The 23,225-nt window shown below is 71.5% G+C and carries 22 protein-coding genes and 1 tRNA gene; 14 read left to right on the forward strand and 9 right to left on the reverse strand.

Features of this window, described 5'->3' with window-relative positions; translation table 11 throughout:
* Nucleotides 1-29: 29 nt before the first annotated feature.
* On the forward strand, nucleotides 30-299 hold the full coding sequence (locus ACIQMV_RS05970; RefSeq protein WP_402591934.1) for a hypothetical protein: 270 nt from the start codon (nucleotides 30-32) through the stop codon (nucleotides 297-299).
* 13 nt (nucleotides 300-312) lie between these two features.
* Here the strand turns inward: ACIQMV_RS05970 and ACIQMV_RS05975 are convergent, their stop codons facing one another.
* From ACIQMV_RS05975 to ACIQMV_RS05985, 3 genes are read right to left on the reverse strand one after another with little or no spacing between them, the layout of a single operon-like run.
* Nucleotides 313-1,692: an ABC1 kinase family protein gene (locus ACIQMV_RS05975; protein WP_401778230.1), complete on the reverse strand. Its 1,380-nt coding sequence runs from the start codon at nucleotides 1,690-1,692 to the stop codon at nucleotides 313-315.
* Entirely contained in the window at nucleotides 1,685-2,899 is a 1,215-nt protein-coding gene (locus ACIQMV_RS05980; RefSeq protein WP_402591456.1) for a TOMM precursor leader peptide-binding protein, read from the reverse strand. Before ACIQMV_RS05980 ends, ACIQMV_RS05975 begins: the two co-directional genes overlap by 8 nt.
* Nucleotides 2,856-3,122 carry a hypothetical protein gene (locus ACIQMV_RS05985; RefSeq protein ID WP_402591457.1) on the reverse strand — a complete coding sequence of 89 codons (267 nt, stop codon included), beginning with the start codon at nucleotides 3,120-3,122 and terminating at the stop codon, nucleotides 2,856-2,858. Before ACIQMV_RS05985 ends, ACIQMV_RS05980 begins: the two co-directional genes overlap by 44 nt.
* A gap of 104 nt (nucleotides 3,123-3,226) precedes the next feature.
* Here ACIQMV_RS05985 and ACIQMV_RS05990 point away from each other — a divergent pair, with 104 nt between their 5' ends.
* From ACIQMV_RS05990 to ACIQMV_RS06005, 4 genes are all read left to right on the forward strand, one after another.
* On the forward strand, nucleotides 3,227-3,823 hold the full coding sequence (locus tag ACIQMV_RS05990; RefSeq protein ID WP_141358587.1) for a M48 family metallopeptidase: 597 nt from the start codon (nucleotides 3,227-3,229) through the stop codon (nucleotides 3,821-3,823).
* A 135-nt stretch (nucleotides 3,824-3,958) separates the two neighbouring features.
* On the forward strand, nucleotides 3,959-5,653 hold the full coding sequence (locus ACIQMV_RS05995; protein WP_402591458.1) for a TerD family protein: 1,695 nt from the start codon (nucleotides 3,959-3,961) through the stop codon (nucleotides 5,651-5,653).
* Nucleotides 5,654-5,664: 11 nt separating this feature from the next.
* Nucleotides 5,665-6,345 (forward strand): AIM24 family protein, encoded by a 681-nt coding sequence (locus ACIQMV_RS06000; RefSeq protein ID WP_141358583.1) that lies wholly within the window; start codon nucleotides 5,665-5,667, stop codon nucleotides 6,343-6,345.
* A 17-nt stretch (nucleotides 6,346-6,362) separates the two neighbouring features.
* Complete coding sequence (locus ACIQMV_RS06005; RefSeq protein ID WP_402591459.1) at nucleotides 6,363-7,118, forward strand: AIM24 family protein; 756 nt, start codon at nucleotides 6,363-6,365, stop codon at nucleotides 7,116-7,118.
* A 61-nt stretch (nucleotides 7,119-7,179) separates the two neighbouring features.
* Here ACIQMV_RS06005 and ACIQMV_RS06010 read toward each other — a convergent pair whose 3' ends face one another.
* Both ACIQMV_RS06010 and ACIQMV_RS06015 read right to left on the reverse strand, forming a co-directional pair.
* The gene (locus tag ACIQMV_RS06010; RefSeq protein ID WP_402591461.1) at nucleotides 7,180-7,695 is read right to left on the reverse strand and encodes an NUDIX hydrolase; all 516 of its coding nucleotides are present in this window, start codon (nucleotides 7,693-7,695) and stop codon (nucleotides 7,180-7,182) included.
* A complete protein-coding gene (locus ACIQMV_RS06015; protein WP_402591463.1) occupies nucleotides 7,692-9,167 on the reverse strand; it encodes a zinc-dependent metalloprotease in 1,476 nt (491 codons plus the stop codon). Before ACIQMV_RS06015 ends, ACIQMV_RS06010 begins: the two co-directional genes overlap by 4 nt.
* Before the next feature lie 193 nt (nucleotides 9,168-9,360).
* Between ACIQMV_RS06015 and ACIQMV_RS06020 the strand changes: the two genes are divergently transcribed.
* The 4 genes from ACIQMV_RS06020 (at nucleotide 9,361) to ACIQMV_RS06035 (ending at nucleotide 12,815) form a co-directional block, all read left to right on the forward strand.
* Complete coding sequence (locus tag ACIQMV_RS06020; protein ID WP_402591465.1) at nucleotides 9,361-10,470, forward strand: SDR family oxidoreductase; 1,110 nt, start codon at nucleotides 9,361-9,363, stop codon at nucleotides 10,468-10,470.
* Nucleotides 10,471-10,663: 193 nt separating this feature from the next.
* Complete coding sequence (locus ACIQMV_RS06025) at nucleotides 10,664-11,122, forward strand: molybdenum cofactor biosynthesis protein MoaE (protein ID WP_225075482.1); 459 nt, start codon at nucleotides 10,664-10,666, stop codon at nucleotides 11,120-11,122.
* A gap of 323 nt (nucleotides 11,123-11,445) precedes the next feature.
* A complete protein-coding gene (locus ACIQMV_RS06030; RefSeq protein ID WP_402591935.1) occupies nucleotides 11,446-11,667 on the forward strand; it encodes a hypothetical protein in 222 nt (73 codons plus the stop codon).
* 50 nt (nucleotides 11,668-11,717) lie between these two features.
* Nucleotides 11,718-12,815, forward strand: coding sequence for a PDZ domain-containing protein (locus ACIQMV_RS06035; protein ID WP_402591467.1), 1,098 nt, complete (start codon nucleotides 11,718-11,720; stop codon nucleotides 12,813-12,815).
* 51 nt (nucleotides 12,816-12,866) lie between these two features.
* On the opposite strand, the gene ACIQMV_RS06040 is transcribed toward ACIQMV_RS06035, so the two are convergent.
* Nucleotides 12,867-13,409: a PPA1309 family protein gene (locus ACIQMV_RS06040; protein WP_141358568.1), complete on the reverse strand. Its 543-nt coding sequence runs from the start codon at nucleotides 13,407-13,409 to the stop codon at nucleotides 12,867-12,869.
* A gap of 176 nt (nucleotides 13,410-13,585) precedes the next feature.
* Between ACIQMV_RS06040 and ACIQMV_RS06045 the strand changes: the two genes are divergently transcribed.
* From ACIQMV_RS06045 to ACIQMV_RS06055, 3 genes are all read left to right on the forward strand, one after another.
* Nucleotides 13,586-16,591, forward strand: a complete 3,006-nt coding sequence (locus tag ACIQMV_RS06045; RefSeq protein WP_141366268.1) for a UPF0182 family protein — start codon at nucleotides 13,586-13,588, stop codon at nucleotides 16,589-16,591.
* Nucleotides 16,592-16,809: 218 nt separating this feature from the next.
* A complete protein-coding gene (locus ACIQMV_RS06050) occupies nucleotides 16,810-18,651 on the forward strand; it encodes a tetratricopeptide repeat protein (RefSeq protein ID WP_172632847.1) in 1,842 nt (613 codons plus the stop codon).
* Nucleotides 18,652-18,721: 70 nt separating this feature from the next.
* Nucleotides 18,722-18,795 (forward strand) — tRNA-Met (locus ACIQMV_RS06055).
* A 139-nt stretch (nucleotides 18,796-18,934) separates the two neighbouring features.
* Here the strand turns inward: ACIQMV_RS06055 and ACIQMV_RS06060 are convergent.
* On the reverse strand, nucleotides 18,935-19,351 hold the full coding sequence (locus tag ACIQMV_RS06060) for a Fur family transcriptional regulator (protein WP_141358564.1): 417 nt from the start codon (nucleotides 19,349-19,351) through the stop codon (nucleotides 18,935-18,937).
* Nucleotides 19,352-19,494: 143 nt separating this feature from the next.
* On the opposite strand from ACIQMV_RS06060, the gene ACIQMV_RS06065 reads away from it, so the two are divergent.
* Nucleotides 19,495-20,946, forward strand: coding sequence for a catalase (locus ACIQMV_RS06065; RefSeq protein WP_402591470.1), 1,452 nt, complete (start codon nucleotides 19,495-19,497; stop codon nucleotides 20,944-20,946).
* Between the two features lie 72 nt (nucleotides 20,947-21,018).
* On the opposite strand, the gene ACIQMV_RS06070 is transcribed toward ACIQMV_RS06065, so the two are convergent.
* Together ACIQMV_RS06070 and hisN are read right to left on the reverse strand one after the other, a co-directional pair.
* The gene (locus ACIQMV_RS06070; protein ID WP_141358560.1) at nucleotides 21,019-21,429 is read right to left on the reverse strand and encodes a cyclic nucleotide-binding/CBS domain-containing protein; all 411 of its coding nucleotides are present in this window, start codon (nucleotides 21,427-21,429) and stop codon (nucleotides 21,019-21,021) included.
* A gap of 177 nt (nucleotides 21,430-21,606) precedes the next feature.
* The gene (gene hisN, locus ACIQMV_RS06075) at nucleotides 21,607-22,404 is read right to left on the reverse strand and encodes a histidinol-phosphatase (protein WP_141358558.1); all 798 of its coding nucleotides are present in this window, start codon (nucleotides 22,402-22,404) and stop codon (nucleotides 21,607-21,609) included.
* Nucleotides 22,405-22,607: 203 nt separating this feature from the next.
* On the opposite strand from hisN, the gene ACIQMV_RS06080 reads away from it, so the two are divergent.
* Nucleotides 22,608-23,216, forward strand: coding sequence for a TetR/AcrR family transcriptional regulator (locus ACIQMV_RS06080; RefSeq protein WP_402591473.1), 609 nt, complete (start codon nucleotides 22,608-22,610; stop codon nucleotides 23,214-23,216).
* The last annotated feature ends 9 nt before the right edge of the window (nucleotides 23,217-23,225 follow it).

Consider the following 23,225-nt stretch of genomic DNA (forward strand, 5'->3'; position numbering starts at 1 on the left):
GATCAGCGGCCCGGCGGTATGGTCGCGGAGTGACGAGTCTTCCCGGAGGCACGAACCACGCGAGCGCGGCCCCCGCGGGCACGGCGCACCACGGCACGGACCGTGACGGTACGGACCGTGACGGCGAACGCGTGGAGCGTCCCGCCCTGGTGTGCGCGCGCTGCGGCACCCCGGCCGAGGGCCTGCCGCCCACGTGGACCTGCTCGGTGGAGAACGGCGCCCGGCGCTACTTCTGCGACGCCTGCTCCCGCGAGAACCTCCGCTCGATCGAGGGGCGCCTGGACTCCGCCTGGTGGTAGTCCCCCCGCGCGCTCACGCCTCGACGGCCGATTGCTCGTCGTCCGGCTCCTCGCCCTCCGGACGGGCGGCGAAACCCGGCAGCCACTCCTCCAGCTCCTCCCGCAGCCGCACCGTGGCCCCCAGCTGGCACAGCACGCCGATGGTGCTGAGCGTGACCCGGTGGATGAGCAGGTACGACGGGGGCAGATTGAGCTGCTTGCCCAGTTGGTAGGCGGGGGAGCGGGGATCGGCGATCCGGGCCGCCTGGCTGCGCATCCAGCCGCGTGTGAAGGTGAACTCCTCCACCTGGGCCGGTTCGATGATCGGCAGGAGGTAGTCGAGGACGGCGTCCGGGTCCAGCTCGATGGACTCCTTCACGAAGCCCTCGGCGGAGAGCATCTCGTAGACCGCTTCCGCCTCCCCGTCGAGCGCCATGCGCAGGGCTGAGCCGATGGGCGTCGGCAGGCCGCCCGGAAGGCGGTCGACGGTGCCGAAGTCCAGGACGCCCAGGCGCCAGTCGTCCTCGCCGTCCGGTCCGCCGGGCAGAAGACGGAAGTTGCCGGGGTGCGGGTCGGCGTGCAGCAGGCCGGTGCGGGCCGGGCCGGAGAACAGGAAACGGGCCAGCAGCTGGCCGGCCCGGTCACGCTGGGCCGGGGTGCCGTCCGCGATCACCTCGGACAGCGGAACACCGTCCATCCACTCGGTGACCAGGACCTGCTCGCGCTGGTGGACGACGGCCGGGACGACGACGTCCGGGTCGTCGGCGAACTCCTCGGCGTGCGCCTGCTGGGCCTGCGCCTCCAGTCCGTAGTCCAGCTCCTCGGAGACGCGGTCCTTGAGCTCGGCGATCAGGGGCTTGATGTCCACGCCGGGAACCAGCGGCCCCAGCAGGCGGGCGAACCGGCTCAACTGGGTCAGATCGGATACGAGGGCCTCACCGGCGCCGGGGTACTGCACCTTGACCGCGACCTCGCGGCCGTCGTGCCACACCGCCCGGTGCACCTGCCCGATCGAGGCCGCCGCGGACGGCTTGTCCTCGAACTCCTCGAACAGCTCGCGCCAGTGCGCGCCGAGTCGCTCCTCCAGTACGGAGTGCACCGTGCGCGTCGGCATCGGGGGCGCCGCCTCCTGGAGCTTGGTCAGCGCGACCCGGTAGGGGCCGGCGACCTCCTCGGGGAGCGCCGACTCGAAGACGGACAGCGCCTGCCCGAACTTCATCGCCCCGCCCTTGAGCTCGCCGAGCACCTTGAACAACTGGTCGGCCGTGCGTTGCTGCAGCTCACGGCCGACGAGATCGGCTGACTCGCCCACGATCCGTTTGCCGAGTCCCCAGGTCGCTCTCCCGGCGAAACCGAGCGGGAGCGCGGCGAGCTTGGCGGTCCGGGTGACCGCCTTCCGGGGAAGATCAGACATGCGCCCTCCAAGTCCCAGCAAGCCGCGCCGCGTCTGCCCGACGGCAGGGCGTCGATGACGGCCGTTGCTCAGCCATTGTCGCGCGTGGCTCCCCGTTCTTTGAGGCCCGCTCCCTCTCGGTTTTCCCGGCCGCGCCGCACGGACAGGACGGATGCGGCCACACCGGTCGCGCGCGCCAGTTCAGGCCGGGCAGTGAAACCTCCCAGCGGGCGCCCGTGCTGGAGGGCGACTCCCCGTCCAGGAAGGCGAGTGCGTGCGCGGCCGACAGGGCGGCCACGGTCGCGGCGAGAGGCAGATCACACGGACGAACGTGACGTGATCCGCCCGAGCGCCACTGCGCCACCAGACGCGGCCACGTCCCGTCCCGGTCCGTGCGGTCCCGGTGCAGGCAGCCGGCGCAGCCGGTCCCGCCGGGCAGGACGAGCGGGCCCACAACGCCCGTGCCCTCCACCACCCCGGCGTACAGATGAGGGGTGCCGGACTCGATCAGGGCGGCGGCCGCGGACGGGTCGGGCGCGTGCACGGCGATGTCGTCCCGCGGGGCGAGGACCACCAGGGTGAATCCCCGCTCCTCCCGCTCGGGCCGCGTCCGGGGGGTGCGGCGGGCCGGACGGTCCGGGGCCGCCGCTCGCGCGGCCCGCCGCGCCGCGGCGTCCCGGCGTTCGCCGACGGCCTCGGCGGACAGCCCGCCCGGGGCGACGTCCCCCGGCTCCACACAGCCGCCGTCCCGCACGTCGACCTCGCCGACCCCCGCCCCGGACAGCAGTGCGGCCAGGACGGCGCCCACCCGGCCCGCGCCTTTGACCTGCACGCGCGCCTCACGTCGGGCGGCGAGGCGTTCCATCGCCTCGCCCGGTTCGCGGGTGATCAGGGAGAGGGAGGCGAGATCGGGCCCCAGCCGGTCCATGGCCTCCTTCCGCTCCCGCAGCGTGTCGGCCGCCGCGCCGCCGCCCCGGGCGTCGTCCAGGAGCCCGGCCCGGGCCAGCCGCTCCACCAGACGGTCGGCATGGCCGTCGGGCAGATCCATGCGGCGCGCCTCCTCCCGCAGCAGCGGCAGTCCGCGCGTGCCGTTGAGCAGGTCCAGAAAACTGCCCGTCGCGGTGTCCAGCGGGCCCAGTGTCATCGCGTGCGCGGGAGTCATCCCGAACTGCACGGTGCCGAGATCACGCCAGCCGCGCCGGAGCGCGGGTTTCACCATCGGATGCATGCGAGCCCCCGTAGCCCGAAGAAGGAGAAGCGTCGGAAACGAACGAAGCGAAGCGAACGAAGCGAAGGGAACGAAGTGAAGAGAGCGAACGAAGCGAAGGAAGCGGAGGGAAGGCATCGAAAACGTCCTCATGCGCCGGGGTGAGCCGGTCCGAGTCGCCACCGACGACTGTCACGACGGCCAGCATGCCCGGTCCGGACAGCGGGTGCTGGAAGTTGTCCACAGGCGGTGGGTACTCGTCGTACGAATCGGACTCTCGGTGGAGGATCCGCACGGAACCGTTCCGCACCCGGGACTTCTCGTCCTCGCACCCGGTAACGTCGGGGCGTGTCCGCCGACCCACTGAACCGTGCCGGAACGCCACAGCGCGGCAAGACGAGCCGGCCCCCGGAGGGCGCGGCGGCGAGCGAGATCGAGGTCCGCAGGAGCGCCCGGCGCCGCCGGACGGTCTCCGCGTACCGCGAGGGCGGTCGCACCGTCGTGCTCATCCCCGCCCGGATGTCCGAGGCGGAGGAGCGGCGCTGGGTGACCGTCATGCTCGACAAGCTGGCCGCCCAGGAGAGCCGGCGGACGCTCGGCGACACGGAGCTGGCCGAACGCGCCGAGCGGCTGTCCGCCCAGTACTTCGACGGCCGTGCCCGGCCCGCCTCGGTCCGCTGGGTCACCAACCAGAACACGCGCTGGGGCTCGTGCACCCCGGCGGAGGGCAGCATCCGTCTCTCCCACCGTCTTCAGGGGATGCCCGAGTACGTCGTCGACTACGTACTGCTCCACGAGCTGGCCCATCTGCTCGTCCCCGGACACGGCCCCGACTTCTGGCGGCTGCTGGAGGCGTACCCGCGCACCGAGCGGGCCCGGGGCTACCTGGAGGGGGTGGCCGCGGCCGCGCGGCTGCCGCATCCGCCGGGAACGCGCGACGAGTGAGCGGGCCGCCGGGGACGTCCGGTACCGCCGGACTGTGTTTGTGTACCGGGTCTGTACCGACTTCGTCCGGTGTCGGAGTTTGCCGTTAGCCTGGCGCGACGCACTCGCACTCGGGACGGGGGACGGTCGTTACGCATGCCCAGGGAATTCCAGCGCGGCCACAAGGCCAGGATCAGTGACCTGACCGCGGGGACGGATCTGTACGTAGGCGTGCAGATCTCGGCACCCGGACTGACCGTCGACATCAGCTGCTTCGGGCTGGACGCCGACGAACGCCTCTCGGACGACCGGTACTTCGTCTTCTTCAACCAGCCGAAGTCCCCCGAGGAGGCCATCCAGCTGCTGGGTGCTCAGGCAGGCGACACGGAGTCCTTCCGGGTCACGCTGGAGAAGATCCCGTCGCACATCCGGAAGCTGTCGTTCACGGCCGCCGTCGACGGTGCCGGGCAGATGGCGCAGATCGACTCCGGGTACCTGCGCATCGTGGCGGGCGGGGAGGAGGTGGCCCGGTACGCGTTCGACGGCTCGGAGTTCTCCACCGAACGGGCCGTGATGCTGGGCGACTTCTACCTCAAGGACGTGTGGCGGTTCGCGGCTGTCGGCCAGGGCTTCGACGGGGGCCTCGAGGCGCTGCTGAAGAACTTCGGCGGCGAGGTCCTGGAAGAGGAGGAGGACCCCGCCGCGGGCCAGGACGCGCAGCCCGGTGCCGCTCCGGGCTTCGCCCCGCCGGCCCAGGCCACCGCGCCCCCGGAATTCGCCGTTCCCTCCGGGCCGGCCGCACCGGCCCCTGCCGCTCCCGCGCCCGCCGCCCCCGCTCCACTCCCGGCCGCCCCCGCGCCGCCACCCGCCGCGCACGGCTTCACACCGCCCCCGGGAGCCACCCCGCCGCCCCCGCCCCCGGCACCGGGCCCCGCGCCCTCGGTGCACGCGGCGCCGACCATCATCGCCCCCCTGACCCCGCCCGGCGGCCCGGTCCCGCCGCCCGCCCCGGCGCCCGCGCCCTACGGGCAGCCGCCGTACGGCCAGGCGCACGGTCGGACCCCGCCCCCGCCGCCCGCCCAGTACCAGGCGCCGCCCCCGCCTCCCGGCTACGGTCACCAGCCGCCGTTCGGCCAGGTCCCCGGCCAGTCCGCGCCGTACGCGGCGCCGCAGGCCGCTCCCCAGGCCGCCGGGGTGTCCGCCGCGCTGAACCTGTACAAGGAGGCGCCCGCCGGCCGTCGCTGGACCCTGCAGAACAGCAAGCTGATCCGCGCCGACCTCGGCACGGAGGGGGGCCGGCCCGTGCTGGCGCGGCAGGGCAGCATGGTGCTCTACCAGGGCAAGGTCGACTTCACCTACAAGGGCGCCGGCTTCGCGGGCCGGATCACGGGCAACGTCACGGGCCAGGAGATGCAGCTGATGCGCTGCACCGGCCAGGGCCAGGTGTTCTTCGCCGAGAACTCCACCCACCTGCACCCCGTCGAGCTCCAGGGCGACGCGATCTGCGTCTCCGCCGAGAACGTGCTCGCCTTCGACGAGAGCCTGGAGTACGAGGTCCGCCGCGTCGAGGGACACGGCATCCCCGGCGGGGCCCTGTTCACGATGCAGTTCCAGGGCACCGGCACGATCGTCGTCAAGACGCACGGCACACCGGTCGTCCTGCCCGTGACCCCGACGACGTTCGTCGACTCCAACGCCGTGGTCGCCTGGTCGGCCGCGGCCCAGGTGATCGTCTCCAGCCAGGTGCGGATGCGCCGCAACGCCTACCCGGGCGACACCGGAGAGGGCGTCAACCTCCAGTTCCGCGCCGCCCCCGGCAACTTCGTCGTCGTCCAGCCCTACGAGGTCTGAGGGAGCCCGTCATGAACCAGCCGCTCGCGGGTTACGCCCCCGCACCCGTCACCGCCCGCATGGAGAATCACGGCAGCCACATGCTGAAGGTCGCCATGCAGACCGGGAACGACCTCTTCGCGCGCGTGGGGTCGATGGTCGCCTACGAAGGCTTCATCCAGTACGAGCCCAGCCCGTCGGCCGTGCGCCAGATCGCGCGCGACTGGGTCACCGGCGAGGGCGCCCCCCTGATGAAGTGCACCGGCGACGGACTGCTCTACCTCGCCGACTACGGAGCCAACGTCGTCGTCATCAACCTCGGCGGTGACGCGATCTCCGTCAACGCCACCAACCTGCTGGCCTTCGACGCCGGCTTGACCTGGGGCGTCGAGCGGGTCAAGGGGTTGGCGAAGTTCGCCGGGCAGGGCCTGTGGAACACCAGGATCTCCGGACAGGGCTGGGTGGCGCTGACCTCCCGGGGCGAGCCGATCGTCGTCGACTGCGGCGAGGGCGAGAACGAGACCTACGTCGACCCGGACGCGCTCGTCGCCTGGTCGCCGAACCTGAAGGTCAAGGGCAAGCGCAGCTTCAGGGCGCAGTCCCTGATCGGCCGGGGCAGCGGAGAGGCCTACCAGATGGCCTTCTCCGGTCAGGGCATCGTCGTCGTACAGCCCAGCGAGGACAGCACCGACCGCCTGCGGATGCGCGGCTGAAGGGGAGACAGGAGACCATGCAGAGCCCGCTTTTCGCCTTCAACGACGCCCAGACGCAGGAGCGCTGGAGCCTGCAGAACAAGCAGATGCTGCGCGTCACCCTGGAGGGCCACGACGACATCCTTGCCCGCAAGGGCACGATGGTCGCCTACCAGGGCATGATCGAGTTCGACGCCGAGTACCAGACCGGCAGCCAGGCACGCACGCGCGCGTACACAGGCGAGGGCCTGGACCTGATGCGCTGCCATGGACAGGGCACGGTCTACCTCGCCAACCTCGCCCAGTACGTGCACATCATGGACGTCGAACAGGACGGCCTGACCGTCGACAGCGGCTATGTGCTGGCGATGGACTCCTCGCTGTACCACGAGGCCGTCGCCGTCGACAGCATGTACGGCATCTCCGGCTCGGGGAAGTACCAGCTGAACATCACAGGCCACGGCAGGGTCGCCCTGATGACCTCCGGCGCGCCGCTGTTGATGCAGGTGACGCCGGACAAGTACGTCAACTGCGACGCCGACGCGATCGTCGCCTGGTCCACCGGACTGCGCGTACAGATGCAGGCCCAGACGCACTCCTCCGGCGTGTGGCGGCGCCGCGGCAACACCGGCGAGGGCTGGGAGCTCAGCTTCATGGGCAGCGGCTACGCGCTCGTCCAGCCCAGCGAGCTGCTGCCGCCGCAGAACGCGGTGATCGGGCAGGGCCTCGCCGCACAGTTCGGCATGGGGCAGCAGGGGGCGCGGGGACAGAACCAGGGGAACGTCTGGGGCTGAGCCGAGGCCACGGGCAGGGGCGACCACCGTGGTGGCCGCCCCGCGCACCGTCGGAGCAGGGTCAGAGCCTGGCGCGCGTGGCCTCCAGCAGGCGGACGACCGACTTGTCCGCCACGTCCGGTACGTCGTCGTAGGCGAACCAGCGCAGGTCCAGGGATTCGTCGCTGATGGCCGCCACTGCCCCGCTGGGCGCGAGCGCGGCGTACTGGACGTCGAGATGCCAGGCACACGGCGTGTGGTGGCGGTCGAGGCGGACGGGACCGCCGGGCAGCAGGGCCAGCCCCTCGATGCCCGACTCCTCGGTCGCCTCGCGCAGCGCGGCGTCCGCCAGCGTGACGTCCTCCGGCTCGCAGTGGCCGCCCATCTGGAGCCACATGCGCAGTTTCCTGTGGAGGGTCAGCAGCACTCGGCCGCGCTCCGGGTCGATCACCAGGGCGCTCGCCGTGATGTGCCCGTCCGTGCAGGCCTTCCACATGCCGTCCGGACGCGTCCGCAGGTGCTCCAGGTAGAGCGGGCGCAGATCCTCCTGGTCCCCGTACTCCCGCAGGACGAGGACCGCGTCGTCATGGAGGCTCACTCGGCGCCGTCGCCCTTGTTGTCCTTGTCGCTGTTGTTGCTGTTGTCGCCGTTGTCGCTCTCGGCCTTCTTGTGCAGGTCCGGCTTCGGCGCGGAACCGCCCGCCGCCTCGCCGAGCATCCTGTCCAGCTCGGAGAAGTCCATCTGCTCGCGGTGCACGAAGCCGTCCGGGTCGTCCAGGTCGGCGGCGGTGGGCAGCATGTCCGGGTGCGCCCACAGGCCGTCGCGGCCCTCGACTCCGCGCGCGTCGGTGAGCGAGGCCCACAGACGGGAGGCGTCCCGCAGCCGGCGCGGGCGCAGCTCCAGGCCGATCAGCGTGGCGAACGTCTGCTCGGCCGGGCCGCCCGAGGCGCGGCGACGGCGCAGCGTCTCGCGCAGCGCGTCGGCGGAGGTCAGGCGCGGCTTGGCCGCCGCGTGCACCACGGCGTCCACCCAGCCCTCGACGAGGGCCAGAGCGGTCTCCAGGCGGGCCAGGGCGGCCTTCTGCTCCGGGGTGTCCTCCGGCTGGAACATGCCCTGCTGGAGGGCGTCCTGCAACTGCTCGGGGTTCTGCGGGTCGAACTGGCCGACCACGTCCTCCAGCTTGGCGGTGTCGACCTTGATCCCGCGCGCGTACCCGTCGACCGCGCCGAACAGGTGCGAGCGCAGCCACGGCACGTGCGAGAACAGGCGCTGGTGGGCGGCCTCGCGCAGGGCGAGGTACAGCCGCACCTCCTCCTTGGGCACGCCCAGGTCCTTGCCGAACGCCTCGATGTTCACCGGCAGCAGCGCGGCCTTGCCGGCCGGGCCGAGCGGCAGACCGATGTCGGTCGAGCCGACGACCTCGCCGGCCAGCACGCCGACGGCCTGGCCGATCTGCGTGCCGAACATGGCGCCGCCCATGGAGCGCATCATGCCGATCAGCGGGCCGGCCATGGCCTGCATCTCCTCCGGCAGCACGTCGCCCATGGCGGTGCCGACCCGCTCGGCGACCGGGTCGACGAGCTCCTGCCACGCCGGCAGGGTGGCCTCGACCCACTCCGCGCGGGACCACGCCACCGCGGAACCGGCGCCCGACGGCAGGGACGTCACGTCGTCCAGCCACAGGTCGGCGAGCCGGACGGCGTCCTGGACCGCGGTGCGCTCGGCCGGGCCGACACTGGCGTCCTTGGTGCCGTCGGAGGTGCCCTGGGAGACCGTCTGGCGGGCGATCTGCTTGGCCATGTCCCAGTTCACCGGCCCGCCCTCGTAGGAGAGCATCTGGCCGAGCTGCTGGAACGCCGCGCCCAGGTCGGTGGGGTTCAGCGAACCGAACATGGCTGCGAGCGGATTGTCGGCGCCGGGCCCGCCAAAGCCTCCGGCTCCGGGCAGTCCGAAGCCGAACGGGTTGGCCGGTCCCTGCTCACCGCCGCTCTGCTGGTCCTTCTTCTTGCCCTCGTCGCCGTCGTCCGGCTCCTCCGGCGGAAGGCCGAATCCGAATGGGGTGTCACTCACGGGGTTCCTCGGCTGGTAAGGCCACCGGTTCTCTCCGGCGGCGCGGCTGCCCGACAACACCACCCAGCGTAGACACCGCGAGCGGTTCGGGCCTCGGTGCTTCGCCGACAGAACGCCTGCGGCAGGATGGATGCCACCTGGTACGTACGCGTCATTCGCGCCCGTATGTGAAGACAACCGCTGGAGACGCCCGGTGAGTTCCCCAGATCCACAGGTTCGCGCAGCGCGAAACCACGAGAGCACTCCCGCCGTGCGCGGGCCCGTCGTCGCGGTCACCGGAGCCGCGCGCGGGGTCGGCGCGCTGCTCACCGAGCGACTCGCCGAGTCCGCCGCGGTCAGACAGGTCATCGCCATCGACGAGCGGCGCGGGGAGTGCGCGGCGGCGCAGTGGCACGTCCTCGACGTGCGGGATCCGGCGATCGCGGAGAAGCTGCGTGGCGCGGACGTCGTGGTGCACCTGGCGCTCGACCTCGACCTGGAGACCGATGCGGCCGCCCGGACGGCGTACAACGTCCGGGGGACGCAGACCGTGCTGACCGCGGCGGCCGCGGCCGGGGTGCACCGCGTGGTGCTGTGCACCTCCTCGATGGTCTACGGGGCGCTGCCGGACAACGAGCTGCCGCTGTCGGAGGACGCGGAGCTGCGGGCGACCGCCGAGGCGACCGGGGTCGGAGACCTGCTGGAGATCGAGCGGCTGGCGCGGCGCGCGCCGCGGGCGCACCCCGGGCTGAACGTCTCCGTGGTCCGGCCCGCGGTGCTGGTCGGGGGTACGGACACCGCGCTGACCAGGTACTTCGAGTCGCCGCGCCTGCTGGTCGTGGCCGGGTCGCGGCCCGCGTGGCAGTTCTGCCACGTGGAGGACCTGTGCAGCGCCCTGGAGTACGCCGTGCTGGAGAAGGTCGACGGGGAGCTGGCCGTCGGGTGCGACGGGTGGCTGGAGCAGGAGGAGGTCGAGGAGCTCAGCGGGATCCGCCGGATGGAGCTGCCGTCGGCGGTCGCGCTGGGGGCGGCGGCCCGGCTGCACCGGATCGGGCTCACGCCGTCTCCGGCGGGGGACCTGGCGTACACCATGTACCCGTGGGTGGTGAGCGGCAGCCGGCTGCACGACGCCGGGTGGCGGCCGCGGTGGACCAACGAGGAGGTCCTCGAGGCGCTGCTGGAGGAGGTGTCCGGGCGGCACACGGTCGCCGGACGGCGCCTGGGCCGCAAGGACGCGACGGCGGCGGGGGCGGCCGGGGCGACGGTGGCCCTGCTGGGCGCGGCGGCGGTGGTACGGCGGGCACGGAAGGCACGCCGGCGCTGAGGGGCGGGCCGCGGGGCACTTCGGACACGGCCGTCCCTGTCCGAGGCGGTCCCTGTACGAGGGTCCGAGGCACCCCCTGTACAAGGCACCGCTGTTACAAGGCACCCCCTGTACGAGACTCCGAACCGGCACGCGCGCGTGCCGGGTGATCGCGCTGTTCCCCGGCCTTCCGCGTGTGCGGCACGATGGACACATGGCAGCCACCAACGATCATCCCGGCGAGTACGCCGCCGAGGACCCCATCAAGCTGATCGGCGTCAGGGAGACCCCGCTCTCCCTGGACGAGGTCTTCGAGGCGCTCGGGGACGACGCCGCCGGCGGGACCGCGCTGTTCGTGGGGACCGTGCGGAACCACGACGGGGGCGCCGGTGTCGACGCGCTCGGGTACTCCTGCCATCCCAGCGCGGAGGCGGAGATGCGCCGGGTCGCCGAGAAGGTCGCCGCCGGGTACCCGGTCCGGGCGCTGGCGGCCGTGCACCGTGTGGGGGATCTGAAGGTGGGGGACCTCGCCGTCGTCGTCGGGGTGTCGTGTCCGCACCGGGGCGAGGCCTTCGAGGCCTGCCGGAAGCTGATCGACGACCTCAAGCACGAGGTGCCGATCTGGAAGCACCAGAGGTTCTCGGACGGTACCGAGGAATGGGTCGGCGCCTAGTGCTGTGGCCGGGAAGGTTTGCCGGGACGCTCGCGGCGTCCGGTGCTGGGGGCACCTCCCACGCCCTTCGGGCAGTGGGGGAGCCTCGCGAGGCGGAGCATTGCCCGCGTACGGGATGTACTCGGGTGATGCGACAACGCGGCGTGGGGGTACCCCCGGCCGAAGGCTGGGGGAGTGCCGTGCCGGGCGTCGCGAGCCGGTGAACCTTTCCGGTCACAGCACTGGCCCGCCGGCGCCCGGCTCGCCCGTGCGCAGCGCTCGGAGCCCGTCGCCGCGGCTCCGCTTGCGTAACCGAACCCCCGACGTGAGCGTTGTCAGTGCGGATGGTTAATCTGCTGATCAGTCAGTTGCTGTCGCTCTTTTGGGGTTGGGAGGCCGACATGGCGGCGCTCGCCTGGTTGCTGATTCCGTTGATGGCCGCGATAGGCGCCGGACTCTGGGGGAGCTGGGCGAACCGGACCCGCAAGATGCGCAGCGACGGTCCCGAGCTGGACGGCTACGCCCGTTTCCGTGAGGCCATGGAGAGGTCCCACTCCGGTACATGAGCGTTCCGCCCTGACGATGCGCTGACAGAACCGTCCCGTACTGTCGAGTCATGCCACGCCGCACCGCGACGATGCTCGCCTCCACCCTGATGCTGATCGCGCTCCTGTGCGCGGGAGTCCTGTTCCCCGTGCCCTACTCGGAGATGTCACCGGGGCCGACGGTCAACACCCTGGGCGAGCACGTCGGCGAGCCGGTGCTGCAGATCTCCGGCCGCAAGACCTACCCGGCGGACGGCCACCTCAACATGACCACCGTCCGGGTCACCAGTGCCGACTACCGCATGAACCTCGTCGAGGCCGTCTACGGCTGGCTGGCGCACGACAGCAAGATCGTCCCGCACGACACGCTCTACCCCGACGGCAAGACGGAGGAGCAGTCGACCCAGGAGAACGCCGAGGAGTTCACCCTCTCCCAGGAGAGTGCCAAGGTCGCCGCCCTGAAGCAACTCCGCATCCCGGTGCAGTCCTGGGTGATCGTCTCCACGGTCGTCAAGGACACCCCGGCGCAGGGCAAGCTGCACGCGGGCGACGTCATCAGGGCCGTCGACGGCACGCCGGTCAAGCAGCCCTCCGACGTCTCCAAGCTGGTCACCAAGCACGAGCCCGGGCAGAACGTGGTCTTCACGATCGTGCCGGCCAAGGAGCAGGCCGACGCCGCGAAGCAGCACCGGACGGCGACCGTCACCAAGGACGTCACCCTCACCACCACGCAGTCCGCCGACACCGGGGCCAAGCGGGCCATCGTCGGGATCTCCGCCGGGACCGATCACACGTTCCCGTTCACGATCGACATCAAGCTCGCCGACGTCGGCGGCCCGAGCGCGGGCCTGATGTTCGCGCTCGGGATCTACGACAAGCTCACGCCGGGCAACCTGACCGGCGGGAAGTTCGTGGCCGGCACCGGGACGATAGACGACGACGGCAAGGTCGGCCCGATCGGCGGGATCGAGATGAAGACCGTCGGCGCGCGCAGCAAGGGTGCCCGGTTCTTCCTCACCCCCGCCGAGAACTGCGCGGCCGCCGCCAAGGACACCCCCTCGGGGCTCACCCTCGTCAAGGTGCACACGCTCGGCGACGCGCTCACCGCACTGAAGGACATCCGCGGCGGCAGGACCGCCGATCTGCCGAAGTGCACGGCCAAGGGCTGACGGGCAGCGCCCCGGCCGTGTACCGGACGGATACCGAAGGGCGGGCGGAACTCAGTCCTCGAAGGTCGCGGCCAGGGCCTCGGCGAGCCCCGGCACCAGGTCGGCGCCGGTGAGGACCTCCGTGGCGGAGTCCTTCTCGCGCAGGCGGAGGGCCGACTCCCGGGCGCCGTCGCGCAGGACCGCGACCGTCATGCGGACCTCCTGGCGCTCGGGGTGGCCGGCCACCCACTTCGCCAGCTTCGGCCCGTCCAGTCCCTGCGGGACCTGCGCCTCGGCGGACGGGGGCAGCATCAGGCGCTCCACGGTCAGCGCGCAGCCGGCCACCGCCCCGGGCCAGGCGATGGTGGCGAGGAACTCGTCGAGGGGCCGGTCGGCCGGGACCTCGTCCTGCTCGACCGGGGTGAGACCGGAGGTCTCCTGCTCGTCCTCCAGGCCGAGCTGGGCCGCGAGGGCGGGTTCCTGGGACCGCAGCTGCGCGGTGTCTACGAGGGCGAAGAGGCGAGCGGGCTGGTCCCAGCCGAGACCGGAGGCGTACTCGTCGATTTCGAGTACCGCCCGGGTGAGCGGGTTCGCTGCCATGGGAGTGTTGGACATGGTCACAATCCTGCCTCGTTCCTGGGCGGAATCGGGAACCGAGTAAACGGTGAGTAAGTTGCATAGGTGTGGGCCCACGATTCCGGGGGCCCACCGTACGGTCCACGGACTCGGGGGCCTGACGCAACGAAACCGAATCAACAGCGATTTTCGAGGTGCACACCTTGGCTTTCCAGATGCCGGACCGCGGCGGAGGCCCGACAGGGCCGCGGATGAGAGTGGGCCGTCCGTCCCGGCGTGCCAGGACCCTGCTCATGACACTGGGCGTCCTCGCCGTCCTCGGCATGGTCTTCGCCATGTTCGCGGGCTTCTGGACGGACTGGCTGTGGTACCGGTCGGTGCACTACTCGTCCGTGTTCACCACCACACTGTGGACCAAGATCGGACTGTTCTTCGTCTTCGGCCTGCTGATGGCGGCCGCGGTCGGCCTGAACATCTGGCTGGCGCACCGGCTGCGGCCGCCGCTGAGCGCCATGTCGATGGAGCAGCAGAGCCTGGACCGCTACCGGATGAGCATCGCGCCGTACAAGAAGTGGCTGCTGTGCGGCATCACGGCGCTCGTCGGGCTGATCGCCGGTGCCTCCGCCGCGAGCGAGTGGCGGACCTGGCTGATGTGGGTCAACGGCGTGCCGTTCGGCAAGCAGGACCCGCAGTTCCACCTGGACGTCTCCTTCTACGCCTTCGACCTGCCCTGGTACCGCTTCCTGCTGGGCTTCGGCTTCGCCGCCACGATCCTGTCCCTGATCGCCGCGGTGCTCACGCACTACCTGTACGGCGGGCTGCGCGTCACCAGCCCCGGCGCGCGTGCCACGGCCGCGGTGACCGGGCACCTGTCGGTGCTCCTCGGCGTCTTCGTGACGCTGAAGGCGGTGGCCTACTGGCTCGACCGGTACGGACTGGCGGTGAAGTCGAGCGACTTCAAGGCGACCGGCAACTGGACGGGCCTGAGGTACGTCGACGCCAACGCCTATCTGCCGGCCAAGACGATCCTGTTCTGCATCGCCGTCATCTGCGCGCTGCTGTTCTTCGCCACCCTGTGGCGGCGCACCTGGCAGCTGCCGGTCATCGGCTTCGGCCTGATGGTGCTCTCGGCCATACTCATCGGCGGCCTGTACCCGGCGATCGTGCAGAAGTTCCAGGTCGAGCCCAACGAGCAGGCCAAGGAAGCCCCGTACGTCCAGAAGAACCTCAAGGCCACCCGTGAGGCGTACGGCATCGACGACTCCAAGGTCGCCGACTACGCGGGCACGAGCAGCACCCAGGACAAGGCGAAGCTGCGGGACGCGGCCGTCGACGCGGCCAGTTACCGGCTGATGGACCCGAACATCGTCTCGCCGACGTTCGAGCAGCTCCAGCAGGTGCGCAACTACTACGGGTTCCCGTCCAACCTGGCCGTCGACCGGTACAAGACCAAGGACGGCAAGGTCCAGGACACCGTCATCGGCCTGCGCGAGCTGAACCTCGCCGGGATCCCGAAGAACAACTGGATCAACGACCACTTCCGCTACACCCACGGCTACGGCGTGGTCGCGGCCAAGGGCACCGAGGCCGACTCCGAGGGCCGCCCGGTGTTCACCGAGTACAACCTGCCGTCCACGGGCGACCTCCCGCGGTACCAGCAGCGGATCTACTACGGCGAGAAGACCACCACCTACTCCATCGTCGGCGGTCCCCAGAAGGAGATCGACTACTCCGACGACAGCGGTGAGAAGACCACCAGCTACAAGGGCGACAGCGGGGTCAGCCTCTCCAACCCGCTGAACCGGGCCGCGTACGCGATGGCGTTCAGCGAGCCGCAGATCCTCTACTCCGGTGCGATCGGCGACGGCTCGCGCATCCTGTACAACCGCACGCCCAAGCAGCGCGTCGAGGCGGTCGCCCCGTGGCTGACGATCGACGGGGTCTCGTACCCGGCGGTGGTCGACGGACGGGTCCAGTGGATCGTCGACGCCTACACGACCACCAACGGCTATCCGTACGCCTCGCGCACCACCCTCGGTGACACGACGCTGGACTCGCTGACCGCCGCCAACAACCAGCGGGTGGTGGCCCAGCAGAACCAGGTCAACTACATCCGCAACTCGGTGAAGGCGACCGTCGACGCGTACACGGGCGAGGTCAAGCTGTACCAGTGGGACACCAAGGACCCGGTCCTGAAGACCTGGATGAAGGCGTTCCCGGGCACGGTCGAACCGAAGAAGGACATCTCTCCGGAGCTGATGTCCCACATCCGGTATCCGCAGGACCTGTTCAAGGTGCAGCGCGAGCTGCTCACGCGCTACCACGTCACGGACGCGCAGACCTTCCTCAGCGGCAGCGAGGTGTGGCAGATCCCCAACGACCCGACCAACAAGTCGGGCGACGCGGTGCCGCCGTACTACCTGAGCCTCAAGATGCCCGGTGAGTCGTCGCAGACGTTCTCGCTGACGACGACGATGACGCCGAACGGCCGTGACAACCTGAGCGCGTTCATGACGGTCAACGCCGACGCGAACACGAGCGACTACGGCAAGATCAGCATCCTGAAGCTGCCGACGGGCAAGACGATCGACGGCCCGAAGCGGGTGCAGAGCCAGTTCAACTCCGAACCCTCCATCGCCGAGTCCATCCGGCTGCTGAAGGGCGGCGACTCGGAGGTCGAGTACGGCAACCTGCTGACGGTGCCGCTCGACGGCGGACTGCTCTACGTGGAGCCGGTCTACCTGCGTGGCGGCGGGCTCAAGTACCCGTTGCTGCGCAAGGTCCTGGTGACGTACGGCGGGAACACCGCGTTCGAGGACACGCTCGACAAGGCGCTCAACAAGGTCTTCGGCACGGAGGGTTCGACCACCGAGCCACCCGGCTCCGAGACCGGCGGCGGTGGGACCGGCAGTGGCGAGACCAAGCCGCCGCCGTCGAACAACCCGACGGTCCAGGAGGCGTTGAAGGACGCCCAGAAGGCCTTCGACGACGGTCAGACCGCCCTGAAGAACGGTGACTGGCAGGCGTACGGCCAGGCGCAGAAGGACCTTCAGGACGCGCTGAAGCGGGCCGAGGACGCGCAGGCGCAGGCGGGGAAGGCCGGCGGCAGCGGCAAGCCCGCCGACGGCAAGGCCACTGACGGCAAGGGCGGCGCGAGCCCGGGTGCGAGCGCCGGTCCGGCACCGGACAGCAGTCCGAGCGGTAGCCCGAGCGGGGGCTGATCGCTCCCTGTCGAGCCCGAGGGCCCGGATCCGTACCGCGGATCCGGGCCCTTCGCCGTGGGCGAACGCATGTGCCGACGTGCCCGGCGGCCGTGCCGCCGTGGGGAGTTGGGCGATCTGTGTTTGACTTGTCTCTCTGTGGGCATGTCGACAAAACGCTGAAGTGACCTCACTGGCTGGGGTATTACAGATGTACCCGGGTTGCAGGTGGTGCGACGATGGACGTTATGGGGGACAAGGCAACTCTGTTCGGGACGGGGCGATTTGTGCAGGCTTCCGACTCCAAGGAGACCGGAGGCGAAGCCCGGGACGAGACCCGGGACGAGTCCGTGGCGGCCGCAGACGAGGCCGCGGAGCTGGCGCGCCGTCGCCTCGCCGCCGAGGCGGGCGACGTCGAGGCCATGAGCGTCCTCGGGGCCATGCTGCTGCGCCGCGGCGATCTCGACGGAGCCGAACCCCATCTGCGCTCCGCCACCGCGGGCGGTGACCGCGCCGCGGCCAACAACCTGGGAGTCCTGCTCCACCAGCGCGGATACGCCGACGAGGCCGCCGGGTGGTGGCGTATCGCCGCCGTCGCCGGATCCGCGGCGGCCGCGCACGCGCTCGGGCGGCACCACCGCGAGCGCGGCGACGAACCCGCCGCCGAATACTGGCTGCGCCAGTCCGCCGAGCAGGGGCACGTCCTCGGCGCCTACGTCCTCGCCGACCTCCTGGAGCACCGCGGCGACACCGGGGCCGAGCGCTGGATGCGGGTCGCCGCGGAGCGGGGGCACCGGGAGGCGGAGTACCGGCTGGCGCGGGCGCTGGACCGGCGGGCCGGGGGGAAGCCCGGCGGTGACGGTGCCGGGCTGATGGCGGAGGCGGAGCAGTGGTACCGCCAGGCCGCGGCGCGCGGACACCGGCGGGCCGCCCTGCACCTGGGCGCCATCCTGGAGCGGCGCGGCGACCTCAAGGAGGCCGGCCGCTGGTACCTGACCTCCGCCAAGGACGGCGAGGCCAGGGCCGCCTGCGCGCTCGGGTTCCTGCTGCGGGACGCCGGTGACGCCGAGAGCGCCGCCCTGTGGTGGCTGAGGGCCGCGCAGGACGGCGACGGCAACGCGGCGAACGCGCTGGGCGCGCTGCACGCCGAGCGCGGCGAGACGCAGACCGCCGAGCGGTGGTACCGGGCGGCGATGGACGCGGGCGACATCAACGGCGCCTACAACCTCGGGCTGCTCTGTGCCGAGCAGGGCCGTACCGCGCAGGCCGAGCAGTGGTACCGGCGCGCGGCCTACGCCGGGCACCGGGAGGCGTCGAACGCGCTGGCCGTCCTGCTGCTCCAGGGCGGGGACACCGGCGGCGCCGAGCCGTGGTTCTCCAAGGCGGCGGAGGCCGGGAGCGTCGACGCCGCGTTCAACCTGGGGATTCTCTACGCCGGGCGGAACCTGGACGCCCAGGCCCTGCGGTGGTACGAGCGGGCGGCTGCGGCCGGGCACACGGAGGCCGCGTTGCAGGTGGGGATCGCCCGGCTGCGGGCGGGCGACGAGCGGGCGGCCGAGCGGCACCTGCGGTGCGCGGCCGGCGGCGGGAGCGCGGAGGCCGCGTACCGGCTGGCCACCGTGCTCGACGCCCGGCGGCCGCCGGCGCCCGCGCACGGGCTCGGGGAGCCGGCGATCCAGGAGAAGACCGAGTGCGAGGAGTGGTACGAGCGGGCGGCCGGACAGGGGCACCGGCGCGCGCAGGTGCGGGTCGGGATGCTGGCCGCGGCCCGCGGGGACGCGGTCGAGGCGGCGCGGTGGTACCGCAGGGCGGCGGAGTCCGGGTCCCGTAACGGCGCCTTCAACCTGGGACTGCTGCTCGCCCGGGAGGGCAGTGAGCCCGAGGCGGCCGTGTGGTGGGCGCGGGCGGCCGACGCCGGGCACGGGCGGGCGGCACTGCGGCTCGCCCTGGTGCACGCGCGGCGCGGCGAGCTGGCCGAGGGGCAGGGGTGGGCCGACCGGGCCGTGGCGCTGGGGCCGGCGGAGGTCGCCCAGCGGGCCGCCCGGCTGCGGGACGCGCTGCGCGAGGAGCTGTCGGCCTGACGTGATCACCGTCGTCTCCGTGAACGATTTGCTTCTCGGTCCGCCGTTCACGTAATGTTGCATTCACCGACGCGGGGTGGAGCAGCTCGGTAGCTCGCTGGGCTCATAACCCAGAGGTCGCAGGTTCAAATCCTGTCCCCGCTACTGAAAACCGAGGGCCGGAATCCGATCAAGGATTCCGGCCCTCGGTGTTTCCGGGGGCGTGCTTCCCGGAACGGATCACGAAAGAAGGACCCCCGGCACCGTCGAGGTGCCGGGGGTCCTTCTTTCACGAGTGTGGCCGTCAGGCCGCCGCGCAGTTCGGGCAGAGGCCGCGGTACGTGACCTCCACGTCCGAGACCGTGAAGCCGAAGCGCTCCGAGTCGGGCAGGTCGGCCAGCGGGTTGCCGCTCGGATGGACGTCGCGGATCGCGCCGCAGCCGGCGCAGACCAGGTGGTGGTGCGGCTGGTGCGCGTTGGGGTCGTACCGCTTGGCGCGCTTGTCCGTGGCGACTTCCAGGACCTCGCCGAGGGAGACCAGCTCGCCCAGCGTGTTGTAGACGGTCGCCCGGGAGATCTCGGGCAGCTTGGCGACAGCCCTGGCGTGGACCTCGTCGGCCGTCAGGTGGACGTGTTCGCCGTCGAGGACCTCGGCCACCACGCGCCGCTGCGCGGTCATCCGCCATCCGCGTCCGCGCAGCCGTTCCAGAAGGTCACTCATACCGACCAGCCTAACAGCAAGGGGAAATAGTTCCCGAACCAGTGTGACTTTGGAGCTCCACTTGACTTGGACTAAGTCCATTGTAGGATCGAAACTGGCTTTGGCCAAGAGACAGGCACGATGGAAATGACCCAGGAGGCGACGTGACCCAGGGGCCGCTCACGACGGAGGCCGGTGCTCCGGTTGCCGACAATCAGAACAGCGAGACGGCGGGTGTCGGCGGCCCGGTGCTCGTCCAGGACCAGCTCCTGCTGGAGAAGCTCGCCCACTTCAACCGCGAGCGCATCCCGGAGCGCGTGGTGCACGCCCGTGGCGCCGGCGCCTACGGCACCTTCACGGTCACGGCCGACGTCACCACGTACACGCGCGCCACGTTCCTTTCCGAGGTCGGCAAGGAGACGGAGACCTTCCTCCGCTTCTCGACCGTGGCGGGCAACCTCGGCGCCGCCGACGCGGTCCGCGACCCCCGCGGCTTCGCGCTGAAGTTCTACACCGAGGAGGGCAACTACGACCTCGTCGGCAACAACACCCCGGTGTTCTTCATCAAGGACGCCATCAAGTTCCCCGACTTCATCCACACCCAGAAGCGCGACCCGTACACGGGCAGCCAGGAGGCGGACAACGTCTGGGACTTCTGGGGCCTGTCTCCGGAGTCGACGCACCAGGTGACCTGGCTGTTCGGCGACCGCGGCATCCCGGCGTCGTACCGGCACATGAACGGCTACGGCTCCCACACCTACCAGTGGAGCAACGAGGCCGGCGAGGTCTTCTGGGTCAAGTACCACTTCAAGACCGACCAGGGGATCAAGAGCCTCACCGCCGAGGAGGCCGCCCGGCTCGCCGGTGAGGACCCCGACTCCCACCAGCGCGACCTGCGTGAGGCCATCGAGCGCGGCGAGTACCCGACCTGGACCGTGCAGGTGCAGATCATGCCGGCGGCCGACGCGGCGACCTACCGCTTCAACCCGTTCGACCTCACCAAGGTGTGGCCGCACGAGGACTACCCGCCGATCGAGATCGGCAAGCTGGAGCTCAACCGCAACCCGGAGAACATCTTCGCCGAGGTCGAGCAGTCGATCTTCAGCCCCGCCCACTTCGTGCCGGGCATCGGGCCCTCCCCGGACAAGATGCTCCAGGGCCGCCTCTTCGCGTACGGCGACGCCCACCGCTACCGCGTCGGCATCAACGCCGACCACCTGCCGGTGAACCGTCCGCACGCCACCGAGGCGCGCACCAACTCCCGTGACGGCTACCTGTACGACGGCCGCCACAAGGGTGCGAAGAACTACGAGCCGAACAGCTTCGGCGGGCCGTTCCAGACGGACCGGCCGCTGTGGCAGCCCGTTCCGGTCTCCGGCGTCACCGGTGACCACGAGGCGGCGGTCCACGCCGAGGACAACGACTTCGTCCAGGCCGGCAACCTCTACCGTCTGATGTCGGACGAGGAGAAGGAGCGACTGATCGGCAACCTGGCGGGCGCGATCTCGCAGGTCTCGCGCGAGGACATCGCCGAGCGCGCGATCGGCAACTTCCGTCAGGCGGACGACGACTTCGGCAAGCGGCTGGAGGCCGCGGTCCAGGCCCTGCGCGGCTGATCTCCAGCACTGGACCGCTTGTCGTGGACGGCGGGCCGGGTCCCCTCGGGGGCCCGGCCCGCCGGCGTGCGCTCAGGCCGTGCCCGCGCCCGCGGCCGCAGCGTGCTGCCGGACCGGCGCCCAGCAGCGGATGATGTCGCGGACCGAGACGATGCCCGCCGGCTCGTCGTGGTCCAGGACGATGAGGTGCCGGAAGCCGCCGCGGGTCATGGCCCGGGCCGCCTCCTCCAGGGTCCAGGACGGCGCGGCGAACACGACGTCCGTGGTGGTGTGCGCGTGTACGCGCTCCGTGTCCGGGTTCTGGCCCAGACCCACGGAGTTGAGGACGTCGCGTTCGGTGAGGATGCCGATGCCGCCTGCGTCCGGGTCGTGGACGACGGCGGCGCCGACGTGGCGCGCGGACATCAGCGCCGCCGCCTGTCGGAGGGTGTGTGCGGGACCGATGGTGAGGACCACCGTGCTCATGGCGTCGCGGACGAGCATGGGATGGAGCCACCTCCTCGGGGAATCCGGCTGATGCGTGCCCGGCGCCGACGGCGCCTGTTGAGCACTGCACAAGTTCACAAGTGGGGGAACTCCCAGAGTCTCAGGCAAACCGGGGGTCAACAAGAGGGCGTGCGCAGGCGGCCGGGGGCGTGCGCAGGCGTCCCCCCTCGCGCGTCAGCGCTGGTTGAGATACCCCAGCATCTCGTCGTGCAGCAGCCCGTTGGACGCGGCGGCGTTGCCGCTGTGCGGGCCGGGGCGGCCGTCGAGGCCGGTGAAGGTGCCCCCGGCCTCGGTCACGATGATCGCGTTCGCGGCCATGTCCCACAGGGACAGCTCCGGCTCGGCGCAGAAGTCGACCGAGCCCTCGGCGACCATCATGTACGGCCAGAAGTCGCCGTAGGCACGGGTGCGCCAGACCGCGCGGGTCAGGTCGAGGAAGCCGTCCAGGCGGCCCTGCTCCTCCCAGCCGCCGAGCGAGGAGTACGCGAAGGAGGCGTCCGCGAGTTCCCCCACACGGGACACCTGGAGCCTGCTCGCCTGCGCCAGGCGGCGGCCCGTGAAGGCGCCGTGGCCCTTGGCGGCCCACCAGCGGCGGCCCAGGGCGGGGGCGGAGACGACACCCACGACGGGCTGGTAGCCGCCCGCGCCGGCCTCCATCAGGGAGATGAGCGTGGCCCAGACCGGGACGCCGCGCACGTAGTTCTTGGTGCCGTCGATCGGGTCGACGACCCAGCGGCGGGGACCGGTGCCCTCGATGCCGTACTCCTCGCCGAGGACCGCGTCGCGGGGGCGGGCGCGTTGCAACTGGCCGCGGATGAGTTCCTCCGCCGCCTTGTCCGCTTCGCTGACCGGGGTCATGTCCGGCTTCGTCTCGACCTTGAGGTCGAGGGCCTTGAAACGGTCCATGGTGGCGGCGTCGGCGGCGTCCGCGAGGACGTGGGCCAGGCGCAGGTCGTCGAGGTAGTCCGGCATGCGAGAACCGTATCCGCCTGGGGCGACACGGGGCTACGGGGGGCGGGGCGGCCCGGCGTGCGGAAGTGCCGCGCGAACCGGGAGAGGCCCCATGGCAGTGAGGGCGCGGCGCCCGCGGTGGCGCACACATGCTGTCACGGACCCTTGACAGTGCGTTCGGGGGCGTCAAATCTGGGCGCAGAGCCGCTCGCCCCAGGGAGGCGATGATGCCTGCAGCGCGGGAATCCCTGCTGGACGCCGCCTACACGGCGCTGACACGGCGGCCGTGGGCCGCGGTGCGGATGGTCGACGTGGCCGCGGCGGCCGGGGTCTCCCGGCAGACGCTGTACAACGAGTTCGGCAGCAAGGAGGGGTTCGCGCGGGCCCTGGTCAGGCGGGAGGCGGACGGCTATCTCATCGGGGTCGACCGGGCCCTGACCATTCCCGCCGACCCGCGTGAGCGGCTCACCGCCGCCGCCGAGTGGACCGTGTCCGCCGCCCGGGACAACGCGCTGGTGAAGGCCATGCTCACCGGCTGCTGGAGCGAACGGCTGCCCTTGCCGGCGCTGGCGGCGGTGCCGTCCTTCAGCGCGGTTCCGGCCCAGCGCCGGGCCGACGGCCCGCTGCCGTCGCCCGGCGACTTCGTGGCGATCGTCCGCGACCGTGCCGTGACCCTGCTCTCCGCCCCCGGCACACCCAGGGCGGACACCCTCGAACTGGCCCGCGCCTGCGAGCTGGTGATCCGCCTCGCCCTGTCGTGCGTGGCGGCGCCGCCGGACCGGGGCGGGGTCGCCGAACTGGTACGCGGCGCGCTCTCGCGCCAACCGGGCTGACCCGTCCGC

The organism is Streptomyces sp. NPDC091412, assembly GCF_044756885.1.
GTDB lineage: Bacteria > Actinomycetota > Actinomycetes > Streptomycetales > Streptomycetaceae > Streptomyces.

What these genes read in the sequence shown, in the direction of transcription:
- ACIQMV_RS06045 (WP_141366268.1), top strand. Translation starts at nt 13,586, where the DNA reads ATGCCGGACCGCGGCGGAGGCCCGACAGGGCCGCGGATGAGAGTGGGC.
- ACIQMV_RS06040 (WP_141358568.1), bottom strand. Translation starts at nt 13,409, where the DNA reads ATGTCCAACACTCCCATGGCAGCGAACCCGCTCACCCGGGCGGTACTC.
- ACIQMV_RS06000 (WP_141358583.1), top strand. Translation starts at nt 5,665, where the DNA reads ATGAACCAGCCGCTCGCGGGTTACGCCCCCGCACCCGTCACCGCCCGC.
- ACIQMV_RS06035 (WP_402591467.1), top strand. Translation starts at nt 11,718, where the DNA reads ATGCCACGCCGCACCGCGACGATGCTCGCCTCCACCCTGATGCTGATC.
- ACIQMV_RS06030 (WP_402591935.1), top strand. Translation starts at nt 11,446, where the DNA reads ATGGTTAATCTGCTGATCAGTCAGTTGCTGTCGCTCTTTTGGGGTTGG.
- ACIQMV_RS06080 (WP_402591473.1), top strand. Translation starts at nt 22,608, where the DNA reads ATGATGCCTGCAGCGCGGGAATCCCTGCTGGACGCCGCCTACACGGCG.
- hisN (WP_141358558.1), bottom strand. Translation starts at nt 22,404, where the DNA reads ATGCCGGACTACCTCGACGACCTGCGCCTGGCCCACGTCCTCGCGGAC.
- ACIQMV_RS05980 (WP_402591456.1), bottom strand. Translation starts at nt 2,899, where the DNA reads ATGCATCCGATGGTGAAACCCGCGCTCCGGCGCGGCTGGCGTGATCTC.
- ACIQMV_RS05975 (WP_401778230.1), bottom strand. Translation starts at nt 1,692, where the DNA reads ATGTCTGATCTTCCCCGGAAGGCGGTCACCCGGACCGCCAAGCTCGCC.
- ACIQMV_RS06060 (WP_141358564.1), bottom strand. Translation starts at nt 19,351, where the DNA reads ATGAGTGACCTTCTGGAACGGCTGCGCGGACGCGGATGGCGGATGACC.
- ACIQMV_RS06070 (WP_141358560.1), bottom strand. Translation starts at nt 21,429, where the DNA reads ATGCTCGTCCGCGACGCCATGAGCACGGTGGTCCTCACCATCGGTCCC.
- ACIQMV_RS05995 (WP_402591458.1), top strand. Translation starts at nt 3,959, where the DNA reads ATGCCCAGGGAATTCCAGCGCGGCCACAAGGCCAGGATCAGTGACCTG.
- ACIQMV_RS06005 (WP_402591459.1), top strand. Translation starts at nt 6,363, where the DNA reads ATGCAGAGCCCGCTTTTCGCCTTCAACGACGCCCAGACGCAGGAGCGC.
- ACIQMV_RS06025 (WP_225075482.1), top strand. Translation starts at nt 10,664, where the DNA reads ATGGCAGCCACCAACGATCATCCCGGCGAGTACGCCGCCGAGGACCCC.
- ACIQMV_RS06050 (WP_172632847.1), top strand. Translation starts at nt 16,810, where the DNA reads ATGGACGTTATGGGGGACAAGGCAACTCTGTTCGGGACGGGGCGATTT.